We start from the raw sequence: 25,332 nt of genomic DNA on the forward strand, positions 1-25,332 counted from the left end.
GTGGCGGTGGGGTAGGCGCCGGTGGTGGCGGTGGTGGTGGCGGTGGTGGTGGTGGTGGTGGTGGTGGCGGTGGTGGTGGCGGTGGTGGTGGTGGTGGTGGTGGTGGCGGTGGTGTAGGCGCCGGTGGTGGTGGCGGTGGTGGTGGTGGTGGTGGTGGCGGTGGTGGTGGTGGCGGTGGCGTAGATGTACTGTCTAAGTTATTAATAAGCGTTGTCATCTGTGGAGTATCCTGTCCATTTACAGGTTCAACTCCAAACATATAACCTTGCCACCACGGCCCAGCAGACCAATACGTATATCCGTCCCACTGGGCCGAGTTGGCATGCATGTACTGAAGCATTGCGGCAAGTGAGGCACACGCTCCAGCACTTGAAGTGACTCCGATCTCACTGAGGAAAGCAGTACGATTATTTGTCTTCAGCCAGTTCGTAAAGCCACTTAGAGTAGCAACTGCATCTGCAGGGCTTAAATAATCCGTATGAGAACCCGATCCATCATAGTCCAGGTATTGATGCACATCATAAGAATAATTATTCAAAGGATCAGTAACATTGATCATCACTGACGCATTTGCTTGCACAAAATCTTTTGGGTGTCCCCAGTACGTGGACGGGACAAGAATTAGATTCGTTGCACCTGTTGCACGAATTGCGTTTATTGCAGCTTGCGATGATGCAAGCCAAGTTGTAGAAGTCATGGTCGATCCGACAGGTTCATTCATCAAACCAAAAATAACTTTGGGGTAATTTTTGTAGCGTGTGGACAGACGAGTCCAGATGTCGGCAAACATAGAATTTGGATGTCCCCCAGGAACACCTACCGTTATGCCACGGTATGCGCCGTAATTGTGTAAATCAATTACAACGGCCAAATTTCTTGAAGTTGCTTTCACTACAACTGCATCTAGTCGTCCGAGATATGTTGCATCTAAAGCACCATTGGCTGAAGGTTGAATTCTTTCCCAAAGAATCGGCACGCGGATTACCCGCATGCCTTTATTTGCAAAATAGTCTATTTCAGTATCTGTTGGAAAAATATAGTGGACCATAAATGTACCAGGTATATTTGACTCACCCCATTCCGCCCCAGAGATATTCACTCCCTCGTAGACCATTCCACCGGGAGCTGCTTGGGCTGATTTCACTGTCGCACTCAGCAGAAATACCACGAACATCATCGCAACTAGCAACGTGAATAGTAAATGGAACTTTGATGTTCGAGATCGTCTTTCTTGCCATAGGCAAGCTAATGAATGGTCTGCCATGGAAATGCTCCTCCAGGCTTACACTCAACTGCCTATCGTTGGTTTCGCGCCAGAAAGACGCAACAACGAGAGTGAAACAGTATTTGTACTTACTGAAACAGTTTGGGCGTTTAGGGGGTTGATTTTAAGATTCGATCCAGCCGTTAACTAACGTATGCCCAAAGGTCGCATCAGACTAACGTTTCCGAGATTTTTCTAATTCCAATTCGAGTTTGCACCACATGCGGTGCTACAATTAAACGGATCCAATGGAGAATTTGCACTTACTTATGAAACAACTTACAGTTACACTAAGTTTGATATTAGGCACCACTCTCGCACTTACAAATTCAATTCAAGTAAATGCTAACGATGTTTCACCACTATGGGGTTATATAGATCGTTCAGGAAAGTTAAGCATTGCAGCACAGTATCAAGATGCTTACGCCTTTTCGGAAGGATTAGCTGCAGTTCAAAAAGATGGTAATTGGGGGTTCATCGATAAGTCGGGCGCGATGGTTCTTGATCCTCAATACGACAAAGTATGCCGATTCTCCGAAGGTCTTGCTTCCATACGTATTCCATCGAGTGGTCCATTGGCAGATGCCTACAAAGACGCCACAGGTAAATGGGGTTTCATCGACAAGAGCGGCAACATGACAATTGCCCCTCAGTTTGATGATGCCGCTTGGTTTGTCGATGGTCTTTGTCCTGTTCAAAAGAACTATCTTTGGGGTTACATCGATAAGACCGGCAAATTTGCAATTGCACCGACTTATTCTCAAGCTTGTCCTTTTGCCGACGGGCTTGCAGCCGTTATCAACCAGTCCACGCAATTTTATTCTCAACATTCAGACAGTTATTACGCAAGTGATTGCCAATTTCTCTACATTGATAGAAACGGCAATCAAGCAATCGAACCGCAATTCAATCAACAAATCACCTTCTCGGAAGGTTTAGCTGGAGTAGCAGTTGGTCACTTCCAGGGCAAGGATGTGCCGGACAAATGGGGCTACATGAATAAATTTGGCAAATTGGTTATCCGCCCGCAATTCACAAACGCACATCATTTTTCTGAAGGTCTGGCAGCTGTCCAAACAGGCAAATGGAAACCAACCGGTCTAGGCACGAAATCCTGGATCGTCGGCAAATGGGCCTATATCGACAAAACTGGAAAAATAGCCATCAAGGCGCAGTTTGATGCTGCCGATCCGTTTTCGGAAGGGCTTGCTGCCGTGAGGGTAGGCCGTCAGTGGGGATATATAGACACAACCGGAAATATAGTCATTGAGCCTCAATTTGAGGGAAATTGGGAGTTTTCCGGAGGTTTGGCGCCGGTCATGATTACTCCAAGTAACAAATAAGAACCCGCTCACTTGATAAGGCTGGCGAGGAATCGCTAAAAACTTCTATAATTAGACTTCCGGCAATGCAGGGCTACTTGCCTGCCATGTTTAGTTGGAAGAGTTAGGATGCCTACTCAGAATGCCTACAAAAAATAATCCAAAGCCAGAGACCACGGACGCTATTGTTGTTCGCGGCGCGCGCCAGCACAACCTGAAAAATATCAATGTGTCTATTCCGCGCAATAAGCTGGTCGTAATAACGGGCGTATCCGGTTCCGGCAAATCGTCTCTAGCTTTCGACACGGTTTTTGCCGAAGGACAAAGGCGCTACATCGAATCACTTTCATCTTATGCCAGACAATTTCTTGGACAAATGGATAAGCCGGATGTCGATCATATCGATGGCTTGTCGCCGGCGATTTCAATAGATCAAAAATCCACCAGCCACAATCCACGATCAACTGTCGGCACAGTAACTGAAATCTATGACTATTTGCGTTTGTTGTTTGCACGCATAGGTACACCGCACTGTCCTAAATGCGGACAACTAATCAATCCACAAACAATAGATCAGATAGTCGACCAAGTTCTCGAATTGTCCGAAGGCACAAAGATTCAAATCTTGGCGCCTCTTGTAACAGGACGGAAAGGTGAATACCAGTCCCTTTTCAACGATTTACGCAAAGAAGGCTTTGCCCGCGCCCGAGTAGATGGCGAAGTAATAGCGCTGGAAGATGAAGTAAGTCTCGACAAAAACAAAAAGCACACAATTGAACTTGTTATAGACAGATTGGTTGTAAAACAATCAATTGCCTCTCGCTTGGCCGACAGTCTTTCGTTAGCTCTTAAGTGGGGTAAATCAGTTGTTCTTGTCGATGTGCTCGATGAAAAACGCCAGCTCATGTTCTCCGAACAATTTGCTTGCGCCACCTGTAATATAAGTTTTTCCGAAGTAGCTCCACGTAGTTTCAGTTTTAATAGTCCGTATGGAGCCTGCGCTGAATGCCATGGACTTGGATTTTCATACGAAATTGATCCAAAGCTAATAGTGCCGGACAACAAAAAGACTTTGCGCGAAGGTGCCATTTACCCATGGGCGAAAACAGGCAACAAGTACTATCAGCAAATTCTGGAATCTTTGGCAAAACACTATAAGTTCAGTATGGATGTTCCGTTTGACCAACTGAATATTAAACACCGCCATGCTCTATTTTATGGATCTGCCGGTGAAAAAATAAAACTTGCCCATGATTCATTCGATGGAAGCGAATGGTGGGAATACCGCAAAGAATTCGAAGGCATCATCACGAATTTAAAACGTCGCTACGAAGAGTCGCAATCGGATAAGGTAAGGGCAGATCTCGGCAATTACATGACACAGATGCCTTGCGAAGACTGCAAAGGCGCTCGTTTAAAACCGGAATCCCTGGGAGTAAAAGTTGCCGATCTTTCCATTGCTCAAGTTTGTGCATTGCCTGTAATTGATGCTATACCGTTTTTCAATAAACTGCCAAGCAAATTGAGCGCCCGACAAAAAACAATCGCTCACCAAGTACTTATAGAAGTTAACTCGCGTCTAAAATTCCTCAATGATGTCGGCTTGGATTACCTTACTTTAGACAGACAAGCAAGTACATTATCGGGCGGGGAAGCGCAGCGAATTCGATTAGCCACACAAATTGGTTCCGGGCTTTCAGGCGTTCTATATGTGCTCGATGAACCATCTATTGGATTGCACCAAAGAGACAACAATCGCCTGCTCGACACTCTGAAACATCTGAAAAATTTAGGCAACACACTTTTAGTGGTGGAGCACGACGAAGAAACGATAAAACAAGCCGACTGGATTATAGATATAGGTCCAGGTGCCGGGCTTCACGGCGGCAATTTAGTTGCCGAAGGCTCGATCGAAGACATTATGGCTGCCAAATCTTCGTCCACCGGTGCCTATATTTCCGGGCGCAAGGAAATTCCAACGCCAAGGCATAGAAGACCAGGCAGCTTATTAAGCCTAAAGATTATTTCCGCCAAACGCAATAATCTCAAAGATGTTAGCGTCGATATTCCGCTTGGGAAATTTGTCGCAATTACAGGCGTATCCGGTTCGGGCAAATCCACACTGATAAATGACTTGCTTTACGAATACCTGCGCCATCATATGGGCGGTATTGTTCCCGCACCAAATGGACTTAAGGCAGTGGAAGGTCTTGAGCATCTGGACAAAGTAATTGATATCGACCAATCGCCTATCGGCCGCACACCCAGATCAAACCCGGCTACTTACACAGGCGTGTTTGATGTAATTCGAGAAGTGTTCTCGATGACGACAGAAGCAAAAACACGCGGCTATCAACCTGGACGTTTTTCTTTCAACGTCAAAGGTGGTCGCTGCGAAGCTTGCCACGGCGAGGGCATGAACGAAATTGAAATGAATTTCTTGCCTTCTGTTTTTGTTGCCTGCGATGTTTGCAAAGGCGCTCGCTACAACAGAGAAACACTGGAAGTAAAATTCAAAGGAAAATCTATCGCTGATGTTTTAGAAATGACTGTAGAAGAAGCTCTGGAATTTTTTGCCAACATTCCAAAAGCCGAATCCAAACTTGCCACATTGCACGAAGTTGGTCTCGATTACATAAAACTCGGTCAGCCGGCGACAACTCTGTCCGGCGGCGAAGCACAGCGCGTCAAATTAGCCGAACAGTTGTCGCGTCGCTCTACAGGCAAGACGATTTATATTCTCGATGAGCCGACAACCGGTCTATCATTTGCTGATGTCGACAAGCTTTTGCACGTGTTGAACAAGCTTGTCGACTCAGGGAACACAGTTGTTGTTATTGAACACAACCTCGATGTAATCAAGCAAGCCGATTGGATAATTGACCTGGGACCAGAGGGCGGTGACCGCGGTGGGCAAATAATTGCCCAAGGCACACCTGAGGAGATTGCAAAGTCTAATATTTCTCATACTGGCCAATTTCTGAAAAATATGCTCAAACATAGGTCAGTTAAGGTATAGAACCCCTTGTCAAGCCCTCTTTGAATCCGGTTGTCACTGTGGAGGCAAAGAGCTAAACTAAGAGCCCTCGTATTTGGCGGAACAAAACCCACTCCGGGTTCAAAACATGGCTGCTACAGAAGTCCTAAATCCAGCTCAACAAGACTCAGAACAAACCAATTCACAGGCTTTATTTGAGAGCTTGCGTAAGCGTGGGCACAGAATTACCTCTCAAAGAGAGACCATTCTGCAAATCTTCCGTGAGCTGCCACACGGAACCCACCTTTCAGCAGATGAGCTTTATTGCAAGCTGAATGAGCAAGGATCACCCGTCTCACTTGCTACAACCTACAGGACACTCAAACTTTTATCGTCACTGGGTCTCTTGCGCGAACTTGATTTTGCCGAAGGTCACAAGCACTATGAACTCAAGCTGGAAGATCTCCCTCACCAGCACATCATCTGTCTAAACTGCAATCTCACACTTGAATTCGAAGATCATTTCCTGGGAGAAGCCGGCGAACAAATTGGCGCACGTTACGGCTTTGAAGTAATTGATGCGCAATTCAAAATCTTCGGACTGTGTCCAGACTGCCGCAAAGACAAAGAAGAACAAAAATCCAAGAAGCCTTCAGTAGATGATGAAAATGTCCAAAAGTAACCCCTTATCTGAATCCAAAGAAGGGCAACTTCTAACGGTTACAAATATTACAAACGAAGAAATCACCTGGCAGGCTCTAAGATTCGGACTGGAAGAGGGCAGCCAAATTCGCATCGAAAAAAATATCAACGGCGGACCAGTAATAGTATCCAAGAACAATCTAGAGATTGCCATCGGGCGTAGAATAGCCGAGTCAATAGAAACCCGAATCGCGGAGTAGAAATGGAGACAGGAAAGCTATTAGCCGAAAAGCTCCTCTGCCCAAACTGCCTTTTTATTGTTGCCGAACCATCCGTCAAAGCGACAGGCGCCTATTGCCCGCGCTGTAATACTTGGCTTGATTTAGATCCACAATGCCTTGGCAGCTGCCTTAGTTGCCACAAAATGCAGGAGGCAAATCCTAGTCCCTGCCTAACCGAAAGCCAAGCGCAGCCGATAAAACTGGAAAGAGCTTATGGCGCCAAAAATATTGATGTCAAGCGCTTACTAAATGAAACTTTGAACAGGGTTCTGGGTAAGTAACATTAGGTAAGATGGAAGTTACCAACACCACTGGCAAAGAGTCAGGAGTCTATGAGTCCAGCGCCTCAAAAACCAATCAATCCGTGGAATCTACCGGGCTATAAGGCTGGTCAGAACGTCACGGCAAAGGTTTTAGGTCCTGAGCCGGGCGGCTATTCGGTGACTCTAGTTAAGGACAGTTTACCGGGATTCCTGCCCACCGAACAGAAGCTCAAGACTGGAGAAGAAGTCCTTGGACAGTTCGTTTGCGTGACAAACAATCGCATCCTACTTTCATCAAGATTTTCCTCTATGTCCTCCATGGGAGCAGGTGGCAGTCAGAGTGCGCCATCACAATGGCAACAACAACAAGCTCCCGTTGTTGACGGTGAGAATCCGCAAGATGCCGCCTTTCGCGTCTGGGCACAGACAAACCCTCGCAAGTTTCAGCTGAAGCGCGCCATTGACCTAATAATGCCGCCTCTTCAAGCTGAGGAGGCGATGAATTTCAATATCGGTGAATATGACCTCGAGTGGCTCATAACCGATCTTGAAGGAGGCATGCGCACTGCTTGCGTCAAAGCAATTTGCGAAGACCGTCTCTCACGCGCAGCTTTGCTCATTTACAAAGGGCGCTGCGTTGGCTGCATCTATGGATGCAAGTCGATGAACGAAGCATTTCCAACTGAGCAGTCCTTGCAATTCATGCTCAATGATTTGAAAGTCACCGACACAAAAGTTCAGGTGTATGACTTACCAGAAGCTGTAACTTTGGCAATGTCGGCTCTGTTTATGGGTTATCCGGTAAACAGATCAGACGATCTCGATGCTAAATCCTACATGGACTATTTGCTTGGCTGGTTTACTGAAAAAGGTCAGACAGCCTGTTTGGCAATTCAATTACCCTCAGCTGCAGCAACATGTCTGGTATTTGTCCATGGCGGCAAGTACATAGGCGCCTTTTATGTTGAAGATCAGCACTTCTCGGAAGACATCAATTATGTTTACGGACTTTTAGAGAAGGATCCCAGTGCCACCGTCGAAGCAAGCATTCTGCCTCCGGAACTAACATCCAATGCAGTTCGCTTCGGTTATAGCCTCTCCATGTATTCGAAAGCCCAACCGTAATTCATGCTTCATCGCCGAACAAAGCTAGCGCTAATTAGTTGCGGTCTGGGCAACGTGAATCGCGGCTTCGAAATATCAACCAATCGTTGGTACGAGGCTTTAAAAGATCATCCGGAATTGGACGTTCGCTTGTATTGCGGCGGCAAACACGAAAACGGATTACCGGTTAGCAATCTGCCCAGAAATGAGGTAATCAATTTTTTGGGGCCGCTCACGCGCATCAACGAGCAGCGCTTCTGGGAATTCAGCTATGTTATTGAGCAAATAAGTTTCGCTTCCTTTTTCTGGCCGGAGCTTACAGAATGGCAACCGGACGTAGTCTGGACAAAAGACGTCCCCTTTGCACATTTCTTGCCGCATATACGCACGCTCACACGTTCCAATTACAAGATCGTCTTTTCCAATGGCGGAGCATTCAGACCTCAAACATACAAAGGTTTTGACTTCATACAACATCTGACACCAAGCTCGTACGATGAAGCAATTCTTGCCGGCTTGCCTAAGGAAGCCATGACTATTTTGCCGAACTGCGTTGGTCATGACGATAGAGCCTATGATCGAAAAACTTTGCGTCAGCGCTTAGGCTATGCCGATGACGATCTGGTCATCATCTCCATTTCCGCCTGGAACTGCTATCACAAGCGGATAGACTATCTTATTGATGAGGTTGCATCAATCAATGATCGCCGCGTGAAACTATTGCTTTGCGGTCAACCGGAAACGGACATTGCTTATTTAAAAGACCTAGCTCATAAGAAACTAGGCGACAGAATTCAATGGCTGACAATCAACGAGAGTGAGGTTACAAGCTATCTCAAAGCAGCCGACATTTTCGCCTTAGCCAGCCTGCAAGAATCCTTTGGCAATGTAATTGTCGAAGCAGCACTTGCCGAAATTCCAATCATTTGTCACGCCCACGACGGCGGCAAATATATCCTGGAAGATGACTACTGGCTAAACGACCTTTCGAAGCCATCGGCTCTAAGCGCACGTATTTTGCAATTACGCAATGATGCAACTTGCGCCAAAAAAACTGTCTTATGCGCTCAGTCAGTGCGCGAAAGATTTGCTCCTTCAGTCCTTGTTGATAAATTTGTGGAGACGATAAGACTAGCAATGCGTTTGAAAAAACAAGAATCTCTGCGCGAACTGCACGTATTGAAAGACAACTAAACCATTTAAAAATGAATCCTCGCCCGGCTGACCGTGACGAGGATTCAAAATAATCACGATACGAAAATAGTTATTTCTCGTCGCTATCAGATACAGGCAGCTCCAACTGTTCACCTTGCCAATTGCTTGAGCCAAGCGTCAGCTGTTGCATGTCAACTGAACTTTCCAGTTCATCGCCATTGATAACAGGTATCGTCAGCATCTCTTCGTCTGCAGACGATTCATGATCAGGTTTTGCCTTTAGACGGAATACTCCGGCCATCGGCTCCGGTTCTGCTTCAAATGGACTGTAAGACGGCGCATCCATTTCGTCATTATCAGAATGCTCATGCTCCATTTCCGGCTCATCATGTCTATGGTCATGTGAAGCTTCTTCTGCCAACTCTTCTTCAAAAGCATGTTCTGCTTCAGATAGGCTCTCGTCATCAGTTTCCGTATCCAGGAAACGTCCAGCCTTTGATTCAAAGCTCGCTTCGACTCCAAATCGGCCGCCTTCACGTTGAGCAGCATGTTCGGAAATAAGTTCTTCAGGAACTTGTTCCAAAATTTCCTCAGGCACTACTTCTTCAACACGAGCAATTGTCGGTTGAATGCGTCCGCCTGATGCACTGGCTGCGCGGAACACTGCAGCTTGCTGCTGCCTGCCGCCGCCACGACGATTACGTCCTCTTAACATATTCTCGTCTTCTCTTGGCTTAAGGCTAATAATCTTACGTCCGTCAACAGAAGAAATTTCCAGAACAGGCGTTACACCTAAGCCGACACAATGCGAGCAATGAACAGTAAACAGCTCACGCAAGCTTTGACCCTGACGGCGACGCGTCAGTTCCACAAGTCCTAGATCGGACAATTGTCCAATTTGCGGTTTCGCGCGATCTTCTTCCAAATGGCGCTGGAACGCTTCCAATACCATTTGTTGATCCTTTCTCGATTCCATATCGATAAAGTCAACAATGACCATGCCGCCTATATTACGCAAACGCAGCTGCCTTGGAATTTCTTGTGCAGCTTCCATGTTTGTTCTGCGCACGGTTTCTGCTTGTGTTCTAGAGGAGGTAAATCTGCCCGAGTTAACGTCGATTACTGTTAGAGCTTCGGTCGGCTCTATATTTAAGTGCCCGCCGCTTGGCAGATCAACCTTTTCAGCCAGCGCATCTTCAATTTCCTTGTCGATACCTTTCGAGACTAGAATTGGCTCCTGGCTCTCGTGGCAGAGAACTTGAGTTGTTCTTGATGCCCAGCCGGACAAGTATTGCAATGCACGCTTTTGCCCGTCTTCGCTATCTACAATGACTTCGTTGATATCGGATGAATAAGCATCGCGAATGACACGATAAAGAAGATCTTGATCACGATAGATTAACGCCGGTCCTATTGACGCTTCGGCATTAGAGACAATTGACTGCCAACGATCCCAAAGAACTTCAAAGTCTTCAAACAGTTCTTGTTCGCCTTGTCCCTTGCCTTCTGTTCTGATGATGATGCCCACACCCGGTGGCTTCAGCAGGTTAACGACTGATTTTAAACGTGATCTTTCTTTCACTTCACTTATGCGACGTGAAACAGATACTCCTCTTTCCTCAGGAACCAGAACCAAAAAGCGACCAGGCAAGCTTATTGCTGTCGAGACACGTGGTCCCTTGTGTCCTGTCGGCTCTTTTGTAATCTGTACCAATAGTTTTTGTTTTGGAACAAGTCTTTCTTTCAATGGACCTTGTCCGGGCACATCATTGGCATGCAAGAATCCCATTTTGTCTTTGCCGAGATTAACGAAAGCAGCGTCGATACCAGGCAGAATATTTTCCACGGACGCCGTGTAAATGTCTCCAAGCAATAGTTCACCGCGATTGACAAAGAACTCAACTACCCTGTCGTTTTCCAGTAATGCCCCAATGTTATCTTGTTCTGAAATAACAATTGACTTCTTCATGAGTTGTGTTTTTCCTTATTACGATTGATCGGCCATCGCTAAGGTCTTGCCGGAATCTTGTGAAACCGCAAGGCCATCGTCGAGGTCGAATAGTGAAACCCCGCCCGAAGCAAACATCCCTGTACGGGTGATGCTCCAGATCACTTTTGGCCGGTTCAAAGAAGCATCTATCAAATTCAACACATCGGTTGGTTTGACATGCATTTTCGAGCCGGTTGCCAAATCTAGTTCTAGAGTCAGTGGTGACTCCTGAACAACCTTTAGGGCAAAAATGCCTGGTTTGATGTCCGTCATTTGCTCAACGCCGGATTTGGTTGTCTTTTGGACTTCCAGTTTCGGCTTTTGCATGAGTTCATCAATAAGCGTCTTTGCACGCAAAACTTCTTCCTGAGTTAATTGACCGTTAGCGACAACTCTATAAGAAGCGCCATTTAAACCGGTCGCCAAAGATGGTGAACGCAATGCCACCATTCTTGCTCTGACTATTTGAAGTTCAGAAGGCAGCATTGAATTTACACGTTGCATAAATTCATCAGCTGCAATTAACTCAGACAATTCTATCTCCGCCACCTCAGCTAAACTTTCCTGCAATAACGGAAGGGCACTGGCAAGCGCCAATTTCGGGCTTGGGTTAAAGCCTTCCGTATGGGCAATCTCAATTTGCGCGCGGCGAATTGCTCTCACCAGCGCATGCTGCAAATCAAGGTGTCCGACAAATTTCAGATCGCCTTGTTTTTTCAATTCAAAGCGAATCTTAGTTTTCGTCGCATTATCTTTTGGCTCTTCCGGCTTCATGAAAAAGAGCGATGGGTGACTGTCGTCTTCATGTTTATAGACAGCCAACTCTTTCACGAAGGGGTTCTTCTTGAGCTGCTCCGGTCGAGGCGCAGCCAATAAGTGTGTTGTATCAAGTTCCGTGCAGACTCCACAAGCGTGGCAAGTGTTTTCAGTACAGGGAGCCGTTTCTTTAACAGCTAATGCTTTTTCCCACTCTTTAACAAGCCACCAGTCAGACAGTCCTATATGGATAACGTCCCATGGTTGTTTCGAACCGACTTCTCTATCAAGGCAAGCCAGATCTTCAAGACTAACACCAAGTTCGCAAGCCGTATCGTGCCATAACTGAGGCTTGAAACGATCGTCCCAGGCATCAAAGTGGGCACCATTGCGCCATGCCTGATAAATCAACTTGCCGACTTTTCTGTCACCGCGGGAAATGACTGCCTCCAAAAGGCTTGTCTCAGGCAAAGTGAAGTTAAGGGTAACATTGCGCAAACCCATTTCTTTCATTTTCTGACGCATGACAGTATGTCGTCTTGTTGTTTCTTGCCTGGTTATTTGAGCAAACCACTGGAAAGGCGTAAATGGCTTTGGCACGAAGTTGGACATTGTGCAGGTAAATTCGATGCCACGGCGGTATTTAACTCTATCGGTGTTGCGAATAACTCGACAACGCTCACTTGCCTCTTTCAAAATGTCCAAAATGCCAAAGAGATCTTCGTCTGTTTCAGTGGGCAAGCCAAGCATGAAATAAAGTTTTACCGATGACCACCCGGAACTATAAGCAGACTCGATTGCGGAGATAATTTGATCGTGGCTAAGTCCTTTGTTTATGACAGCACGCAAGCGTTCAGTGCCTGCTTCCGGAGCCAAGGTAATTCCGCTCTTGCGGACTACTTTCAATTCTTCGGCAACATCAAGATTCATCCTATCGGCGCGTTGGCTGGGGAAAGAAAGTGATGCGCGTTTTTGACTATGCTCGCGATTCAAGGTGGAAACAGCTTCATGTAAAGCCGTGTAGTCACTTACGCAAAGCGACAACATGGAATATTCTTGGTGTCCGGATTTTTGCAAGGACTCTTTAGACAAACGCAGCAAGTCGTCAGCACTTCTTTCACGTACCGGCAAAAATGTATAACCTGGTTGGCAGAAGCGACATCCTCTATCACAGCCACGTCTTACTTCCAGCACCTGCCTGTCATGAACTAAATTCAGATAGGAGATAGGACCTTCTGTTGGTTGATTACTATCATTCAAAGGATAGATCTGCCGATGAACACGCTCAGGAATATTAAAGTCCTTTATCGGTTTTGCCACAGGACCATCTGTATATTCATAAAGACTTGGAACATAAACTCCAGGCACATTGGTAGCCAAATCGACCAGCAGATCATGCTTGGTCAGTTCATTTTTCAGAAGATTTTCTTTGAAAATCTTGATGCGTTCCATGATGGCGGGAATTGCCGCCTCTCCGTCACCAATTACGAAGAAGTCCAAAAACTCCGCCATGGGTTCTGGGTTAACTGTGGCTGGTCCGCCGCCAAATACAAGCGGGAAAATTCCTTTTCTTTCGCTTGCGACAACCGGCATTTGCGCCATATCAAGCATGCTCAACACATTTGTATAGGTCAATTCGTAAGCCAGTGAAAAACCAATTAGTTCAAATGCGCCTAATTCCTTACGTGATTCAAAACCCCACAAAGGCAATTTTTTATCACGCAATAGATATTGCAAATCAGTATTGGGACAATAGGTCCTATCGCAGAGGAAGTCCTCTTCACGATTAACGATGTTGTAGAGGATCCGTTGCCCAAAATTAGACATCCCCAACTCGTAGAGATCCGGAAAGGCTAAAGCCATACGCACAGAAGCTACATCAAAATCCTTATGCGCAGCACCCCATTCATTTCCGAGATACTGTCCTGGACGCTCTACCTGACATAGCAATTCATCCGTCAAAATGCGGCTAAATTGCTCGGTAGAAAGATTACTCAAATAGGGATAAATGCCGGCCAATTCCTGTGGGCCGACTACTGAATTACTGATGACGTATCTCCAAAAACTTCACTGGATGTCTCATTAGCCTAACGGCAAAACCTGAGCCAAAATTGGCGAACCAGGCAATTCATCGTCTGTCTTGAATATCTCAAGACGCCTTCAACTGAAGATGTCTGAATATTTCCCGGCAACCACTAACGTGGTTTATAAAACCTTGTGACGCACCAACTTGGCGCTTCAAGGATATTTTACAACAAACAGGCTCGTTTCTAACACATCTTGGCAAGATTTACTATAATTCGCCCCTTGGCAGCCCTAACTTGAACTAGCTTAAGCGCTTACAATACTAATATGGACATTTTGCAAGAGTTTTCTAGATATTTACAGGCAGCCGACCCCCAGAGACCTGCCAAGGAAGTCTTAGCCACCTGGTTATTCGAGCGCCTAGGCAAGTCTCCTGAATCCCTTGCCGATAAAGTCCTTCACTACGAAATTTCTATAAATCAGTTGGACACCAAGCTCATAAGCCCAAAAGAGCTTGAATTGGGCTACAAATCAGACCTAGACGGCAATTACTATACCTTTTCTGCCGGCTCTGAATCAGGGCAACGGCTTTTGAATTCGCTTTACCACTATTCAATGAGCTATGAGCACCAGAAGTGGGTGCGTTTTGTCCATGATTTGCGCGCTTCGGACTTCAGCGAGCCAGGCCAGGGCGAATAGATTTAGAACTCTTAATGGATTCAAGTCGCAGGCACTTTCCAATTTAGCCGGCGTCGATGTCCTACAATAGACCCGCTGGGAGATTGAGGCAGGAAAAATGTTCAAAAAACTACTGAAGCCCACTGTAGTAGCCGTATTGGCTCTTAACCCGGTCCTGGCGGCCATTGCCGCCGAAGATCTGCGTCTACGGGACGGCATTTCTTATTATCAGGACACCGACAGCGGTTTTCCTATTCTGGCAACAAAAATAGACGACACCGAACATGAAGTAGGACGTCCTACGTTTATATTTTTTGCCGCCTCAGGAGATCTCAATTCAAATCGACAAGCTAAACGTGTGGTCGATCTCTACAAACATTTCAAGGACAGCAAAATTAAGTTCATCGTGATAGATGTTGATCACGCAAAAACAGAATCAGCCAAACAAATGATCAAGAACTTTTATCAGGGCTATATCCCCCAGGAAGTTCTGCTGGATAAAACCGGACATAAAATCTGGAGCGCCAACGGCGAAGTCGACTCAAAAACAATCGAAAGTAAAGTTGCAGCATTAGTTCAGCAGTAAGCGCAGCATGAGATGACCCAGTGGGTCATCGACGCGGTAAGGTCGCCGCAAAGCGTTTTTGTAATGCCGGATGGCGAGCAAAGGTGCAGGCGATAGCCGAAACCGGAGCCTAAAACAATCAAAAAAGGTCGAAGACTCGCTAATCTAACTTGCCGTTGGATTGCTTGTATTGAACTCGACCGATCGAGACTGCCTTGCCGGAATTTATATCAATCACGCATTGCATTCCGTTGACCATGGCAGGACCGGCAGCTACTTCAAAGCGCGCCGGCAATTGATTGATCATGCGGCGAAATACCGACTGCTTGTCCATGCCAATAACACCGTCTGTTGGTCCACAGCATCCTGCATCAGTTAAATAAGCAGTGCCACCGGGTAATACTCTTTCATCTGCTGTTTGCACGTGCGTGTGAGTGCCGACAAGAACAGAAATTTTCCCATCAAGGTGCCAACCCATCGCCGCCTTTTCAGCAGTGGCTTCGGCATGCATGTCGACAAAAATTATTTTTGCTTCTTTGCTCATTTCAGCAATAAGCCGATCTGCCACCATAAAGGGAGAGTCCAAAGGCTCCATGAATATCCGCCCTTGAATATTCAAAATACCAACTTTTATCCCTTTTGCTTCAACGATACAAAACCCCTTTCCCGGAGTTCCTTCAGGGTAATTAGCTGGGCGTAATACATTGTTGTGTTTGTCGATGAAGCTAAAAATTTCTCGTTGATCGAAAGTATGATTACCGCCTGTGAACACATTCACACCGGCTTGCGTAAGTTCTTCAATATGCCTTTCTACCACGCCAAAACCATGAGCGGCATTTTCCACATTGCAGATAATAAGATCCGGTTTGTTTACAAGCTGATTGAGATATTCAACAACGACGCGCCTTCCTGGCTTGCCGATTACATCCCCCAGAAACAAAATAGTCAGATTTTTAGATGAGTCCATGAATTGAGAATACCCTACAATTAACAGTATGGCTAGTAAATCAAGAACAGATAAATCAATATCCAGGGCAAGCGCCGTGTGCCTTTTAACCCTTTTTATTGCTTTTCAATTTTCCACCCCGGCAATCTGTAAAAAGCCGAAAGCAGGGGCACTGGTGCCGCCACCGCCACCTATTGTTGTACCTTCAGGGTTCAACATGAATTTTCCCATGGCTACTCCCGTTGAATATTTATCAGAAGATCAACTAAAAACAACCAGACAAGATGTTGTAACAAGATTGGAAGCGGCACACTCCGATTTAGTTGAAAAAGAAGAGCGTAATCAGGAATTGGAAAAGCGTGCCAAGCTTTTCTTATCGCTCATTGAAGAAGGTGTAGTAAGCAAGCGCGAATTACAAACTGCCGAAAGAGAATCCAAATCAGCCGGACAAGATTTTGCCGGCGCTCAGGAAACAGCCAAAACACTGGAAGACGAATTAGCTCGAATTGATGCACAATTGGCTCGCCTGTCAAAAAAGAAGCAGCCGGTTTCAAATAAATCGAGTCAAAGCAAAAAACAATAGTTACAACACTATAAACGAGGCTTTATTGGAAACAGAAGCAATCAAATTGTTGATCGATAAAGAATTAGAACACACGCCGCCCTAGCTAGGTGGCTTAATTAAGTGCGGCAGTACACAGTCTGTTCTTGTCGAAAGGCGCTCTCAACGGACTTCTTAAGGCGGCACAAATATCGCAGAAACGGCCAAATAATAGCCTTCATTTCATCAAGCTCATAGCGTCCGATTACGCCACGCCCGTAGAGCCGGCAAACTTCTTCCCAGAGTTTTAGCAACTTATCCGGATAGCTTTCATCCCTGGCAAGCTGTTGATATTCAACCAAATCAATCAGACCTTTTCCGTCGGCAGTTTCTCAAGTGCTGCTTCCGGAAGATGGTGTTGGCGATAACCATAGGCAAAATAAATTGCCATGCCGGCAGCCAACCAGCCAAAAAATCGCAACCATGTAATAACCGGCAAGCTAAGCATTAAGACAAAACAAAATAGTATTCCCAGAATTGGAACAACGGGAACAAAAGGACAAGAGAAGGGACGATGGCGTGCGCTGTCTGTTTTACGCAATACAAGCACTCCGCCACAGACAATAATGAACGCAGCCAGCGTGCCTATATTGGTCAATTCGGCAGCTTGTCCAATGTCCATAAATAAAGCTGTAACACCTACAAAAACGCCCGTCAAAATAGTCGGCACAAATGGCGTGCGAAAACGCGGGTGCAATTTGCCGAACATTTTAGGTAAAAGCCTATCGCGAGCCATTGCCATAAAAATTCTTGGCTGACCAAGTTGAAAAACAAGAAGCACCGATGTCATACCGGCAAGCGCACCCAGGGCAACAACCATTTCCGCCCAGGGTTGTCCACTCTGTGCAAGAGCTGTCGCCACGGGAGCTGCGTCGTTAGCATATCTTTGGTAAGGCATGATGCCGGTTAAAACAAGCGAAACGGCAGCATACAAAATGGTGCATATGAACAAACTGCCAAGCATGCCAATGGGCATATCGCGCTGTGGATTTTTGGTTTCTTCAGCGGTGGAACTTACAGCATCAAATCCGATGAAGCTAAAAAATACAATGGCCGCTCCACCCATAACGCCGGCTAAGCCACCTGGAGCAAATGGCACCCAGTTAACAGGTTTTACAAATCCTGCGCCATAGCCTACGAAAAATAGCACTATGCCGACTTTTATGATTACAGCAAGTGTATTTACCCAGGCGCTTTCTTTTATTCCCACTACTAGAAGCCATGTGATAAATGCCACGATGGCAAATGCCGGCACGTTAATGGCAATTTGATGCCCGAATAAATTCGGCAAATCAAGACTGGAGTAAAGACTTTGTTGATGCGGCTGATTTGCCATCTGCGCAATCCGCGTCATTGCAGTTGTCGTATCAGTTGTCAGCCATAACGGCAATTTAAGTCCTGTAAAAGCGTTGAAAAAATGCAAGAAATAGTCCGACCAAGAAACAGCGACAGCAATATTGCCAACCGCATATTCCAGTATCAAATCCCAACCGATAACCCATGCCACCACTTGTCCAAGTGCAGCATAAGCAAATGTATAAGCTGATCCTGAGACAGGGATAGTGGATGCCAGTTCGGCATAACACAAAGCAGCAAAACCGCAGGCAATTGCCGCCAGGATAAATGAAATTACAATGGCAGGTCCGGCAGCAGCACGGCCCATATCCGAACCGAGAATAAAGTTCATGATTGGTGTGGATAGCCAATCATGAGTTTGCCCCACGCTTCCTGCAGCAGCAGTACCAGTAAGAGCAAAAATTCCGGAGCCTATTGTGGCACCGACACCAAAAGCGATCAGATCAAAAACCGACAAAGTCTTTTTCATCATCCGCTCGGGATGATAGGCCTCGTCAATGAGCGTTTGAGTATTTTTGGTGGCAAATAAGCGCTTGACCATCGCTAAATCCTAACACCAAGTGACCTTTCTATCCGGTGATTTACTTTATTTGCTACAATCAGCCTCTAAATAACCGATCAGTAGAGTTACTACAACAAATTGAGGGCACGCATGAAAACTTGTTCACCAACTTACTTACCGACAAGCTTGCGCAATCTCCTCCTTAGCAACAGCCTCCTGATTACTATAGGCTTTGCTTCTCAAGTACAGGCACAAGTGCCTTTGCCCGGTGGATTCGGTGAACAAAACAACTCCGCTCAAGTTCAAACTCAACAAGTTCAGCAGCCCAAAGTGACAGCGCCTATACCAGGCAATATGCCAATCCAAAATCCACAGAGTGCATATCAACAATTGCCTCTCAACCATCTTGATGCGCAAGCAAGAATTGAAAGTTTGAAACAGACAATTGCTACAGCGCGTCCAACAAAAGATTTGCAGGAAAGTGTTTATCAACTTTGTGAGTGGCTAACGGATATGGCAAATGCTCACTACAAGCTTTCATCAGTTTTCGCCAAGCATGAAGCAACTAAAGCCCAAGCTGAACTGGAACGCAGACAAGCTACCAAATTCTCGCAATTAAAAAACCAGGCACAACTTTTAAAGGCAGAACTTCTCATTCGCCAAAACCGTTATCCAGAAGCTCTTTCACCTCTTGTCGATATTGTCTCCAATGAGCCAAGATCAGTTACCGGTCAACAAGCTTACAAGAGACTGCAGCAAATTGGATTCTCCGAAGAAGTGCAGCTTGAAGAACCAAAAGCAACAGCTTCTGAGAATGCAGTTCAAAGCGCACAGAATCAAAACTCAAACGAGAATAAGGCAAGTGCCACCATTAGCCGCGCCGGCACTGTATCAGTTGAAGGCTATGTCGGCAGTCCAAATAGCGCAACAAAGCCAAAAACAAGTGTCGTAAACCAGCCGGCAAAAGTGCCCGTACCTGCACCAAACCAGGCACTGCCTAACCAAATATTGAGCCCTCGCTAGATTAACTTCGTTAGGCTTTTCTCCGCTTCTTCTGTACAATCGTTATAGATATAGGAGATTAAGCATGCGCAATGCCCTGGCAGCTCTATTTATCACTGCTTCTGTAATCACCTGTGCTCAGCCGAGCTTGGCTGATCCATTTAAGCTCGAAGTGCAAGAACAAGGCTACGTTCAGCAACAGCAAGCGTATCCATCCCCACAAATGGTCAACCCGCCTATGCAGGGCGGCACGTCCTTAAACAGGCAGTCTCAGCAAGGCGACCTGGACAGCGCACAATCAATGCAACCGATGCGTGCTTCAGCCAGACAAGTTGCATTGCCCAACGACTTTCTAGGTGTCTGGAATGTTTCAGGACAAAGAACCAAAGTCGAAGCACAACCTGAATTTGCCTCGGCCGCCCAAAATGCCTTTGCACAGTCAACAAATAATTCCTGGCAGATTATAGGCAATGCCTCAAGTGGTTATTCGTTAAAGTCAAACACCGGCGCTTCCATGCCCTTAATAGTGGACAAAGTGGAAGGACAAACCGCATTCATCCGTTACCAACACCAGGTTGGCGGCACAATGGCTCAGGAAGCTGTGGTTATGCAACTGGTTTCGGGCAACGCGCAATTCAATGGTCTGGAGCGCATTTCCATAGTGAAACAAGGCATGCCCGAGCCGCGAGCCCGTGTTACCTACAAACTTGTCGGACGCCGTCGTTAGTTTTCACGCACAAGCGTTTGCTTAATTGAACTCTTCAAATCATCGTAGGCTGCAGCAAGCTCGCTATGTAGTTGCTCAGCCGTTTTTTGCGCCTTTGCTACCTGTTGATACGTGCTCGATAAAAAACGATCATCGGCTCTACCACGGGATTTTGCATAAAATGCATCCGCTTGTTCAACCTGGCGAGTTGCTTTATCCAAAACACGGGCCATCGCTTGGGTTTCCTTGAGGGATTTCAAAAGATAAAAGCCTGCCGAATCCGGTCCTCGATTTAAGCCAAATACCATCATTTGAGCCCTGTCCAGCTTCAAAGCGCCGGAGCGGGGATCGTGCTTAGCGACGCCTGTTGGGGCGGCAAAGACAAAAAAGGTAATAGGGAGCAATAAATTAAAAGCAATTATCAGCCGCGAAAAGCTTAGTTTTGGTGGAGTCATTGTAAGATGGGTCCTTAGTCTACGGCGTTAATATACGTGGGGCAGCCCGGTTATGCAATCCTCAAGTAACAGCTCAAGTAATAAAACGGTTACAGCAATTCTGTCCCTGGCATTGAGTTTTGCCTTTTTGAGCCCAAGTCTAGCGCAGTCAAACCAATACAAATTAGCCAAACCGGATGTGTCTTCCGTGTTGCCGGCATTCACTTCCGTCAATGAACTCATAACCAAAGGCAATGACGCTTATCGCAAAGGCAATCTGGAAGAAGCAATCAACTTGCTTAAGACAGCCGCGCAAAGACAACCAAAAAATGTTGCCGTCCACAACAATTTAGCCATGTGCTTGAAGAAGCAAGGTAACCTGGATAAAGCCATTGAAGAATACAAATCAGCTATTGAACTCGATTCAACAAAAGCAGAATTGTTCAACAATCTTGGCACAGCCTATTTAGCCAAAGGCGACCTGGATTTAGCTCTGCCAAATCTCTATCAAGCTATTCGTCTAAAACCCGACTATACAAGTGCTCACTACAATCTTGGTCATTTGCTCTATTACAAAGGCGATTATGCAAGCTCGGTTAATGCTTACCAGGAAGCTTTAAAACTGGATCAAAATCAAGCTTCAATTCATCGCGATTTAGGCGATGCGCTTAGCGCTCAAGGCAACCAACATGGCGCTGTAATTGAGTTTGAACGCGCTAAGAGTTTAGGTGACAATTCAACAGACAATATTCTGAGAATTGCTCGCGCCTTTGAATCCATAGACGAATACAGCAAAGCAGAAGCTGCTCTCAAACAAGCTCTTTTACAGAATGCAAATAATGCAGAACTCTTAAGCGAACTGGGCTCTGTTGAATGGAAGCAAGAAAAATATCCACAAGCAAAGACTACCTTGGAAAAGGCACTACAAGCTGATCCTGGCTATGCGCAAGCGCGCAACAATTTAGCAATTGTGCTTTATGACCTAAATGAATTTCAGCCGGCTATTGCTTTCTGGAAACAAGCACTTTTATTGAAACCTGATTTTGCTGAGGTTCACTACAATCTTGGTTGCGCTCTCTACCAATCCGGTTTGTTCAGCCAGGCCGCGGAAGCATTTCAAGAATGCCTGAAAATGAATCCGAAAAACGTAAATGCTCTTAACAACCTTGGATTATCTTTGCTGAAGCAAGGCAATCGCCAACAGGCAATTGAAAAGTGGCGCGAAGCCAAGAAACTGTGCCCTGAATGCCCGCTCATTGCAGACAATTTGCAAATTGCTGATGAAGCAACAGGTAAAGACAGATAAATCAAGATGCGCTATTATTTGTGCCGCTTTTCTGGGGAACAAGTCAATGCCCGGACAATTGGAACATTTCAACTTAGATGCCACCCTGGCGATGGTTGGTCAGGCTTTTGCCGCCCTTATCTGCCACATTGGCTTTGATGCCGCCTACCATGGACTTATCTTTGCCGCTATCATAGGTATCTCAGGAATCATCATGGGTGCCAGAGGTCTGCGTTTCGGCAAACCACTTGTGGCAGTTTGTAAAAAGCTTTCTCTTTTTTGCGTGTTGCTGATAACACCAGGACTTGCCTGTCTGACGATAACCGGGCAACTGCCATCAACTGGCACATTCCAGATTTCCAGCGCCGGGTTTATCGCCTTCTGGAGTCTTATCTGCCTGCACTTGTCGGCCGAAGAAATGAATTATCAATGGTTTTAACTAGATAATTAAGCTTGTTAGTTGTGTATAAAGTTGAGGGAAGCTAGAGCTTCCCAACCTGGCTGACATTGGAGCCTGGGCTTTACACATGGACGAAGGGCAACAACTAAAACCACAAGCAGCCGGCGATCCAATTGGACTCAAGCCGGGAGAAATCTTTTGGAACAACTACCGCGTGATAAACATCGTAGGACGTGGTGGAGTTAGTACTGTTTACAAAGCGGAAAACGTCCAGAGCAAAGAAATAGTCGCCATTAAAGTTTTGCACACGCAAAAGGTGCATGACGAAGAATTAGTTAGACGATTTGTGCGTGAAGCGCAAAACACAATGCAATTGGACGAGCCTCACGTCGTAAGAATTATCGAATGGGGCATAGACAAGCTCGAGCGCCCTTTCATGATCATGGAATTTTTGAGCGGTGAAACATTATCCAAGCGCATTGAACGCTCCAGAGGCTTGAGTTTCCACAAAGCTGTGGACATCATGGAACAAGTGTGTTCAGCAATTGCTGAAGCTCACGCCAAAGGCATTATTCACAGGGACTTGAAACCGGAAAATATAATGCTTACAGCAGCAGCCGGACGAGATGATTTCGTCAAAGTATTCGATTTTGGAATTGCTAAGAAAGAACCTAAAGACGATACTGAAGAGGGACAAGTTGCTCTTACAAAATCAGGAGCAATTCTAGGAACTCCGCAGTACATGTCACCGGAACAACTGCGCGGCAAAAAGGCCGATGCACGTTCCGACATTTATGCTCTGGGCATAATTATGTACGAAATGATTACGGGCAGACCGCCTTTCTATTCTAAAAACACAGCCGAAATAGTCGTTGGTCATTTAAATGTCGTACCTGATTCGCCATCTCGCATGCGAATTGACATGGGGATTCCAGAACAACTAAGCGATGCGGTGCTGCGCGCCTTGTCGAAAAATCCCTGGGAGCGTCCGACGACAGTGCAAGAATTTCGCCAGTCGCTGCAACGAGCAATCGAGCGCTCAGCACCAAGGCCAAGTCCTGTTATGACTGAGACTCCAATGTCTCAGGCAATTAGCCGTCAATCTATTCCGCAATCGCCTGTCATGCCGGCACAAATGCCTGGCGATCCGGTGCGTCGTGTTTGTCCTAATTGCAAGACTCTTAATACTGGAGCCAATTTCCGTTACTGCTTGAAGTGCGGACAAGATAATATGAATCGCTGGCTGCCATACAAAGAAAAAGGCGTTGGTAAAGATCATAGTGATCTTGTCAGCAAATTTTTCAACATACGCATCCTGATTCTCGTTCTGCTCTTACTTGTGGTCTTTCAGGGCTATCAGTTTATTGCCAAGCCGGTTGATTTAAGCGGTAATTACAAAGCAACATTTGATCATCAACTCTTTGCCAACAATAAAGATTTCAGTGACGCATTGGCGAAGAAACTCTGTTTTGATAAGGCTGAAGTCGTCTTGAGTCAAGACGAAGATCAATTGGAAGGCGTCATAAGCACCAAGTACGGACAAGGTGCTCTTAAAGGTTCCGTTACGGTAGTTGATCCGCTCATTGTCGCCTATGAGGCAACTTGCTCCATCAGACGCCCTGAAGGACGACTAGACTTGGAAATAAAAGGCTCTTTCAATAAGCTTCTTAGAAGCGATCTCTGGCGGCTAAGCGCAAACTTCTTCGGCAGGCAAAAGACAGCAGTTGATACGGTACGAATGGAACTCGAATAAAATGAAGTTGCTCTGGTTGGTTTTGACCATTGCTTGTTTTGCAGGCGTCCCCGTTGAGGCGCAGAGTGACGACAACGGGCCGCCAATTGGCACTACGTATCCTAACAAAGGCACCTTAGGTCCAAGCTTCTACGGCGGATCAACCTTTTACGGGCGACAATATGTAACACCGTTCGGCACAATAAGCACGCCGACACCGTTTGGTTACGGACAAAACTACTACACCGTAAATACACCGAGAGCCAATTACCGCTTCTGGCGGTCACCATCAGGCTATTACTACCCCTGGTATCACTATCCGTCAGGCTTTGTGCCACCATACGGGTGGGCTGTGCCGATTTACATTTATCAAGGCAATATGCAGCCTCAAAAGCCGCCTATCTCGCAAATCTTCACCGACATGAAAACCTTTCTTAAACAATCACAGAATGAAGGAAAGCTCCAAGCATCTGATTATGCCCAGTTGAATAAACGGCTGAATGATCTGCAAAGCAAAGCCGACTATCTGAAATTCCAGGAAGGCGGAAGCGTATCAGATTCAACCGACGAAGACATACGTACGGACTTAGAGAACTTCTCAAAAGAAGCATCATTTCGTCTTAAGAACTAAACGGTAACGCCAAGCTTTTCGGCAATTATTGATTGCAAGTCTTCTTGTACCGCGGACATTGCGCGTCCAGCGTCAATAACACGCCATCGTTGCGGCTCTGCTTTGGCTAGCGCCAAATAACCATTTCGAACTCTCGTGTGAAAATCTGTTGCTTCGCGCTCAAGTCTATCGTGTCCGCTCGGGTGCAATCGTGAAAGACCCGCTTCGCTGTCAATGTCAAACAAGATCGTCAATTCAGGCATTAAACCGCCGGTGGCAATTTCATTCAGTTGTCGAATAAGACCGAGATCAATATTTCGACCATAGCCCTGATAAGCTAGAGTTGAATCGACATATCTATCACAAAGAACAACAAGTCCCTTCTTCAAGGCAGGTCCAATTATTTCTGAAACATGCTGTGCGCGATCTGCTTGATAGAGCAAAAGTTCAGCAACAGGAGAAACATCGCCCTCAGAATGTAAAACGATGCGTCGTATTTGTTTGCCCAAGGGCGTGCCACCCGGATCGCGGGTAATTATGTATTGGCAATTGACGGAATCCAAATACTTGGAAAGTAATTTCAACTGCGTGGTTTTTCCAGCGCCGTCAGGTCCTTCGAGGGATATAAAAATTCCGGAGTTCGACTTTACCATCGACGGAATTTTAACAGGATGTGCATGTTATGATCGCTTCAAACTATTTAGTTTTGTCGGCCGACTGACTTTGTTTTTCAAGC

General features: G+C 46.1%; 23 protein-coding genes. 15 read left to right on the forward strand and 8 right to left on the reverse strand.

The features are described from left to right. Positions 1–1,264 (reverse strand): glycoside hydrolase family 5 protein (locus K2Y22_00005; GenBank protein ID MBX9876814.1); only part of this gene is annotated, 1,264 nt, incomplete at its 3' end. A 269-nt stretch (positions 1,265–1,533) separates the two neighbouring features. On the opposite strand from K2Y22_00005, the gene K2Y22_00010 reads away from it, so the two are divergent. The 6 genes from K2Y22_00010 (at position 1,534) to K2Y22_00035 (ending at position 9,047) form a co-directional block, all read left to right on the forward strand. Further along, positions 1,534–2,607 (forward strand): WG repeat-containing protein, encoded by a 1,074-nt coding sequence (locus K2Y22_00010; protein MBX9876815.1) that lies wholly within the window; start codon positions 1,534–1,536, stop codon positions 2,605–2,607. Between the two features lie 121 nt (positions 2,608–2,728). Continuing rightward, a complete protein-coding gene (gene uvrA / locus K2Y22_00015) occupies positions 2,729–5,605 on the forward strand; it encodes an excinuclease ABC subunit UvrA (protein MBX9876816.1) in 2,877 nt (958 codons plus the stop codon). 106 nt (positions 5,606–5,711) lie between these two features. Further along, the gene (locus tag K2Y22_00020; GenBank protein ID MBX9876817.1) at positions 5,712–6,245 is read left to right on the forward strand and encodes a transcriptional repressor; all 534 of its coding nucleotides are present in this window, start codon (positions 5,712–5,714) and stop codon (positions 6,243–6,245) included. Next, positions 6,232–6,465, forward strand: a complete 234-nt coding sequence (locus tag K2Y22_00025; protein MBX9876818.1) for a ferrous iron transport protein A — start codon at positions 6,232–6,234, stop codon at positions 6,463–6,465. Before K2Y22_00020 ends, K2Y22_00025 begins: the two co-directional genes overlap by 14 nt. A gap of 353 nt (positions 6,466–6,818) precedes the next feature. Then, on the forward strand, positions 6,819–7,874 hold the full coding sequence (locus K2Y22_00030) for a hypothetical protein (GenBank protein MBX9876819.1): 1,056 nt from the start codon (positions 6,819–6,821) through the stop codon (positions 7,872–7,874). Between the two features lie 54 nt (positions 7,875–7,928). Continuing rightward, positions 7,929–9,047, forward strand: a complete 1,119-nt coding sequence (locus K2Y22_00035; GenBank protein ID MBX9876820.1) for a glycosyltransferase family 4 protein — start codon at positions 7,929–7,931, stop codon at positions 9,045–9,047. A 70-nt stretch (positions 9,048–9,117) separates the two neighbouring features. On the opposite strand, the gene K2Y22_00040 is transcribed toward K2Y22_00035, so the two are convergent. Together K2Y22_00040 and K2Y22_00045 are read right to left on the reverse strand one after the other, a co-directional pair. Then, positions 9,118–10,977: an Rne/Rng family ribonuclease gene (locus tag K2Y22_00040; GenBank protein ID MBX9876821.1), complete on the reverse strand. Its 1,860-nt coding sequence runs from the start codon at positions 10,975–10,977 to the stop codon at positions 9,118–9,120. Positions 10,978–10,995: 18 nt separating this feature from the next. After that, positions 10,996–13,752 (reverse strand): TIGR03960 family B12-binding radical SAM protein, encoded by a 2,757-nt coding sequence (locus tag K2Y22_00045; protein MBX9876822.1) that lies wholly within the window; start codon positions 13,750–13,752, stop codon positions 10,996–10,998. A gap of 354 nt (positions 13,753–14,106) precedes the next feature. Between K2Y22_00045 and K2Y22_00050 the strand changes: the two genes are divergently transcribed. Then, positions 14,107–14,478 carry a hypothetical protein gene (locus tag K2Y22_00050; GenBank protein MBX9876823.1) on the forward strand — a complete coding sequence of 124 codons (372 nt, stop codon included), beginning with the start codon at positions 14,107–14,109 and terminating at the stop codon, positions 14,476–14,478. 97 nt (positions 14,479–14,575) lie between these two features. After that, the gene (locus K2Y22_00055) at positions 14,576–15,043 is read left to right on the forward strand and encodes a hypothetical protein (protein MBX9876824.1); all 468 of its coding nucleotides are present in this window, start codon (positions 14,576–14,578) and stop codon (positions 15,041–15,043) included. A 139-nt stretch (positions 15,044–15,182) separates the two neighbouring features. On the opposite strand, the gene K2Y22_00060 is transcribed toward K2Y22_00055, so the two are convergent. Continuing rightward, positions 15,183–15,971: a TIGR00282 family metallophosphoesterase gene (locus tag K2Y22_00060; GenBank protein MBX9876825.1), complete on the reverse strand. Its 789-nt coding sequence runs from the start codon at positions 15,969–15,971 to the stop codon at positions 15,183–15,185. Between the two features lie 226 nt (positions 15,972–16,197). Between K2Y22_00060 and K2Y22_00065 the strand changes: the two genes are divergently transcribed. Beyond that, on the forward strand, positions 16,198–16,551 hold the full coding sequence (locus tag K2Y22_00065; GenBank protein MBX9876826.1) for a hypothetical protein: 354 nt from the start codon (positions 16,198–16,200) through the stop codon (positions 16,549–16,551). Between the two features lie 98 nt (positions 16,552–16,649). Here K2Y22_00065 and K2Y22_00070 read toward each other — a convergent pair whose 3' ends face one another. Beyond that, entirely contained in the window at positions 16,650–16,871 is a 222-nt protein-coding gene (locus K2Y22_00070; GenBank protein ID MBX9876827.1) for a hypothetical protein, read from the reverse strand. A 5-nt stretch (positions 16,872–16,876) separates the two neighbouring features. Next, positions 16,877–18,466, reverse strand: coding sequence for an amino acid permease (locus tag K2Y22_00075; protein ID MBX9876828.1), 1,590 nt, complete (start codon positions 18,464–18,466; stop codon positions 16,877–16,879). 111 nt (positions 18,467–18,577) lie between these two features. On the opposite strand from K2Y22_00075, the gene K2Y22_00080 reads away from it, so the two are divergent. Both K2Y22_00080 and K2Y22_00085 read left to right on the forward strand, forming a co-directional pair. Beyond that, positions 18,578–19,450 (forward strand): hypothetical protein, encoded by an 873-nt coding sequence (locus K2Y22_00080; protein MBX9876829.1) that lies wholly within the window; start codon positions 18,578–18,580, stop codon positions 19,448–19,450. Positions 19,451–19,514: 64 nt separating this feature from the next. Then, positions 19,515–20,156, forward strand: a complete 642-nt coding sequence (locus K2Y22_00085) for a hypothetical protein (protein MBX9876830.1) — start codon at positions 19,515–19,517, stop codon at positions 20,154–20,156. On the opposite strand, the gene K2Y22_00090 is transcribed toward K2Y22_00085, so the two are convergent. Further along, a complete protein-coding gene (locus K2Y22_00090; protein MBX9876831.1) occupies positions 20,153–20,590 on the reverse strand; it encodes a hypothetical protein in 438 nt (145 codons plus the stop codon). The genes K2Y22_00085 and K2Y22_00090 overlap by 4 nt on opposite strands. 52 nt (positions 20,591–20,642) lie before the next feature. On the opposite strand from K2Y22_00090, the gene K2Y22_00095 reads away from it, so the two are divergent. The 4 genes from K2Y22_00095 (at position 20,643) to K2Y22_00110 (ending at position 24,617) form a co-directional block, all read left to right on the forward strand. Beyond that, positions 20,643–21,875 (forward strand): tetratricopeptide repeat protein, encoded by a 1,233-nt coding sequence (locus K2Y22_00095; protein MBX9876832.1) that lies wholly within the window; start codon positions 20,643–20,645, stop codon positions 21,873–21,875. A gap of 46 nt (positions 21,876–21,921) precedes the next feature. Continuing rightward, positions 21,922–22,293: a hypothetical protein gene (locus K2Y22_00100; protein ID MBX9876833.1), complete on the forward strand. Its 372-nt coding sequence runs from the start codon at positions 21,922–21,924 to the stop codon at positions 22,291–22,293. Between the two features lie 88 nt (positions 22,294–22,381). Next, positions 22,382–24,007, forward strand: a complete 1,626-nt coding sequence (locus tag K2Y22_00105; protein MBX9876834.1) for a serine/threonine protein kinase — start codon at positions 22,382–22,384, stop codon at positions 24,005–24,007. Between the two features lies 1 nt (position 24,008). Then, positions 24,009–24,617, forward strand: coding sequence for a hypothetical protein (locus tag K2Y22_00110; protein ID MBX9876835.1), 609 nt, complete (start codon positions 24,009–24,011; stop codon positions 24,615–24,617). Here the strand turns inward: K2Y22_00110 and tmk are convergent. Next, entirely contained in the window at positions 24,614–25,249 is a 636-nt protein-coding gene (gene tmk / locus K2Y22_00115; GenBank protein MBX9876836.1) for a dTMP kinase, read from the reverse strand. The genes K2Y22_00110 and tmk overlap by 4 nt on opposite strands. Positions 25,250–25,332: the final 83 nt, after the last annotated feature.

Source organism: Candidatus Obscuribacterales bacterium (assembly GCA_019744775.1).
Taxonomy (GTDB): Bacteria; Cyanobacteriota; Vampirovibrionia; order Obscuribacterales; family Obscuribacteraceae; genus SBAT01.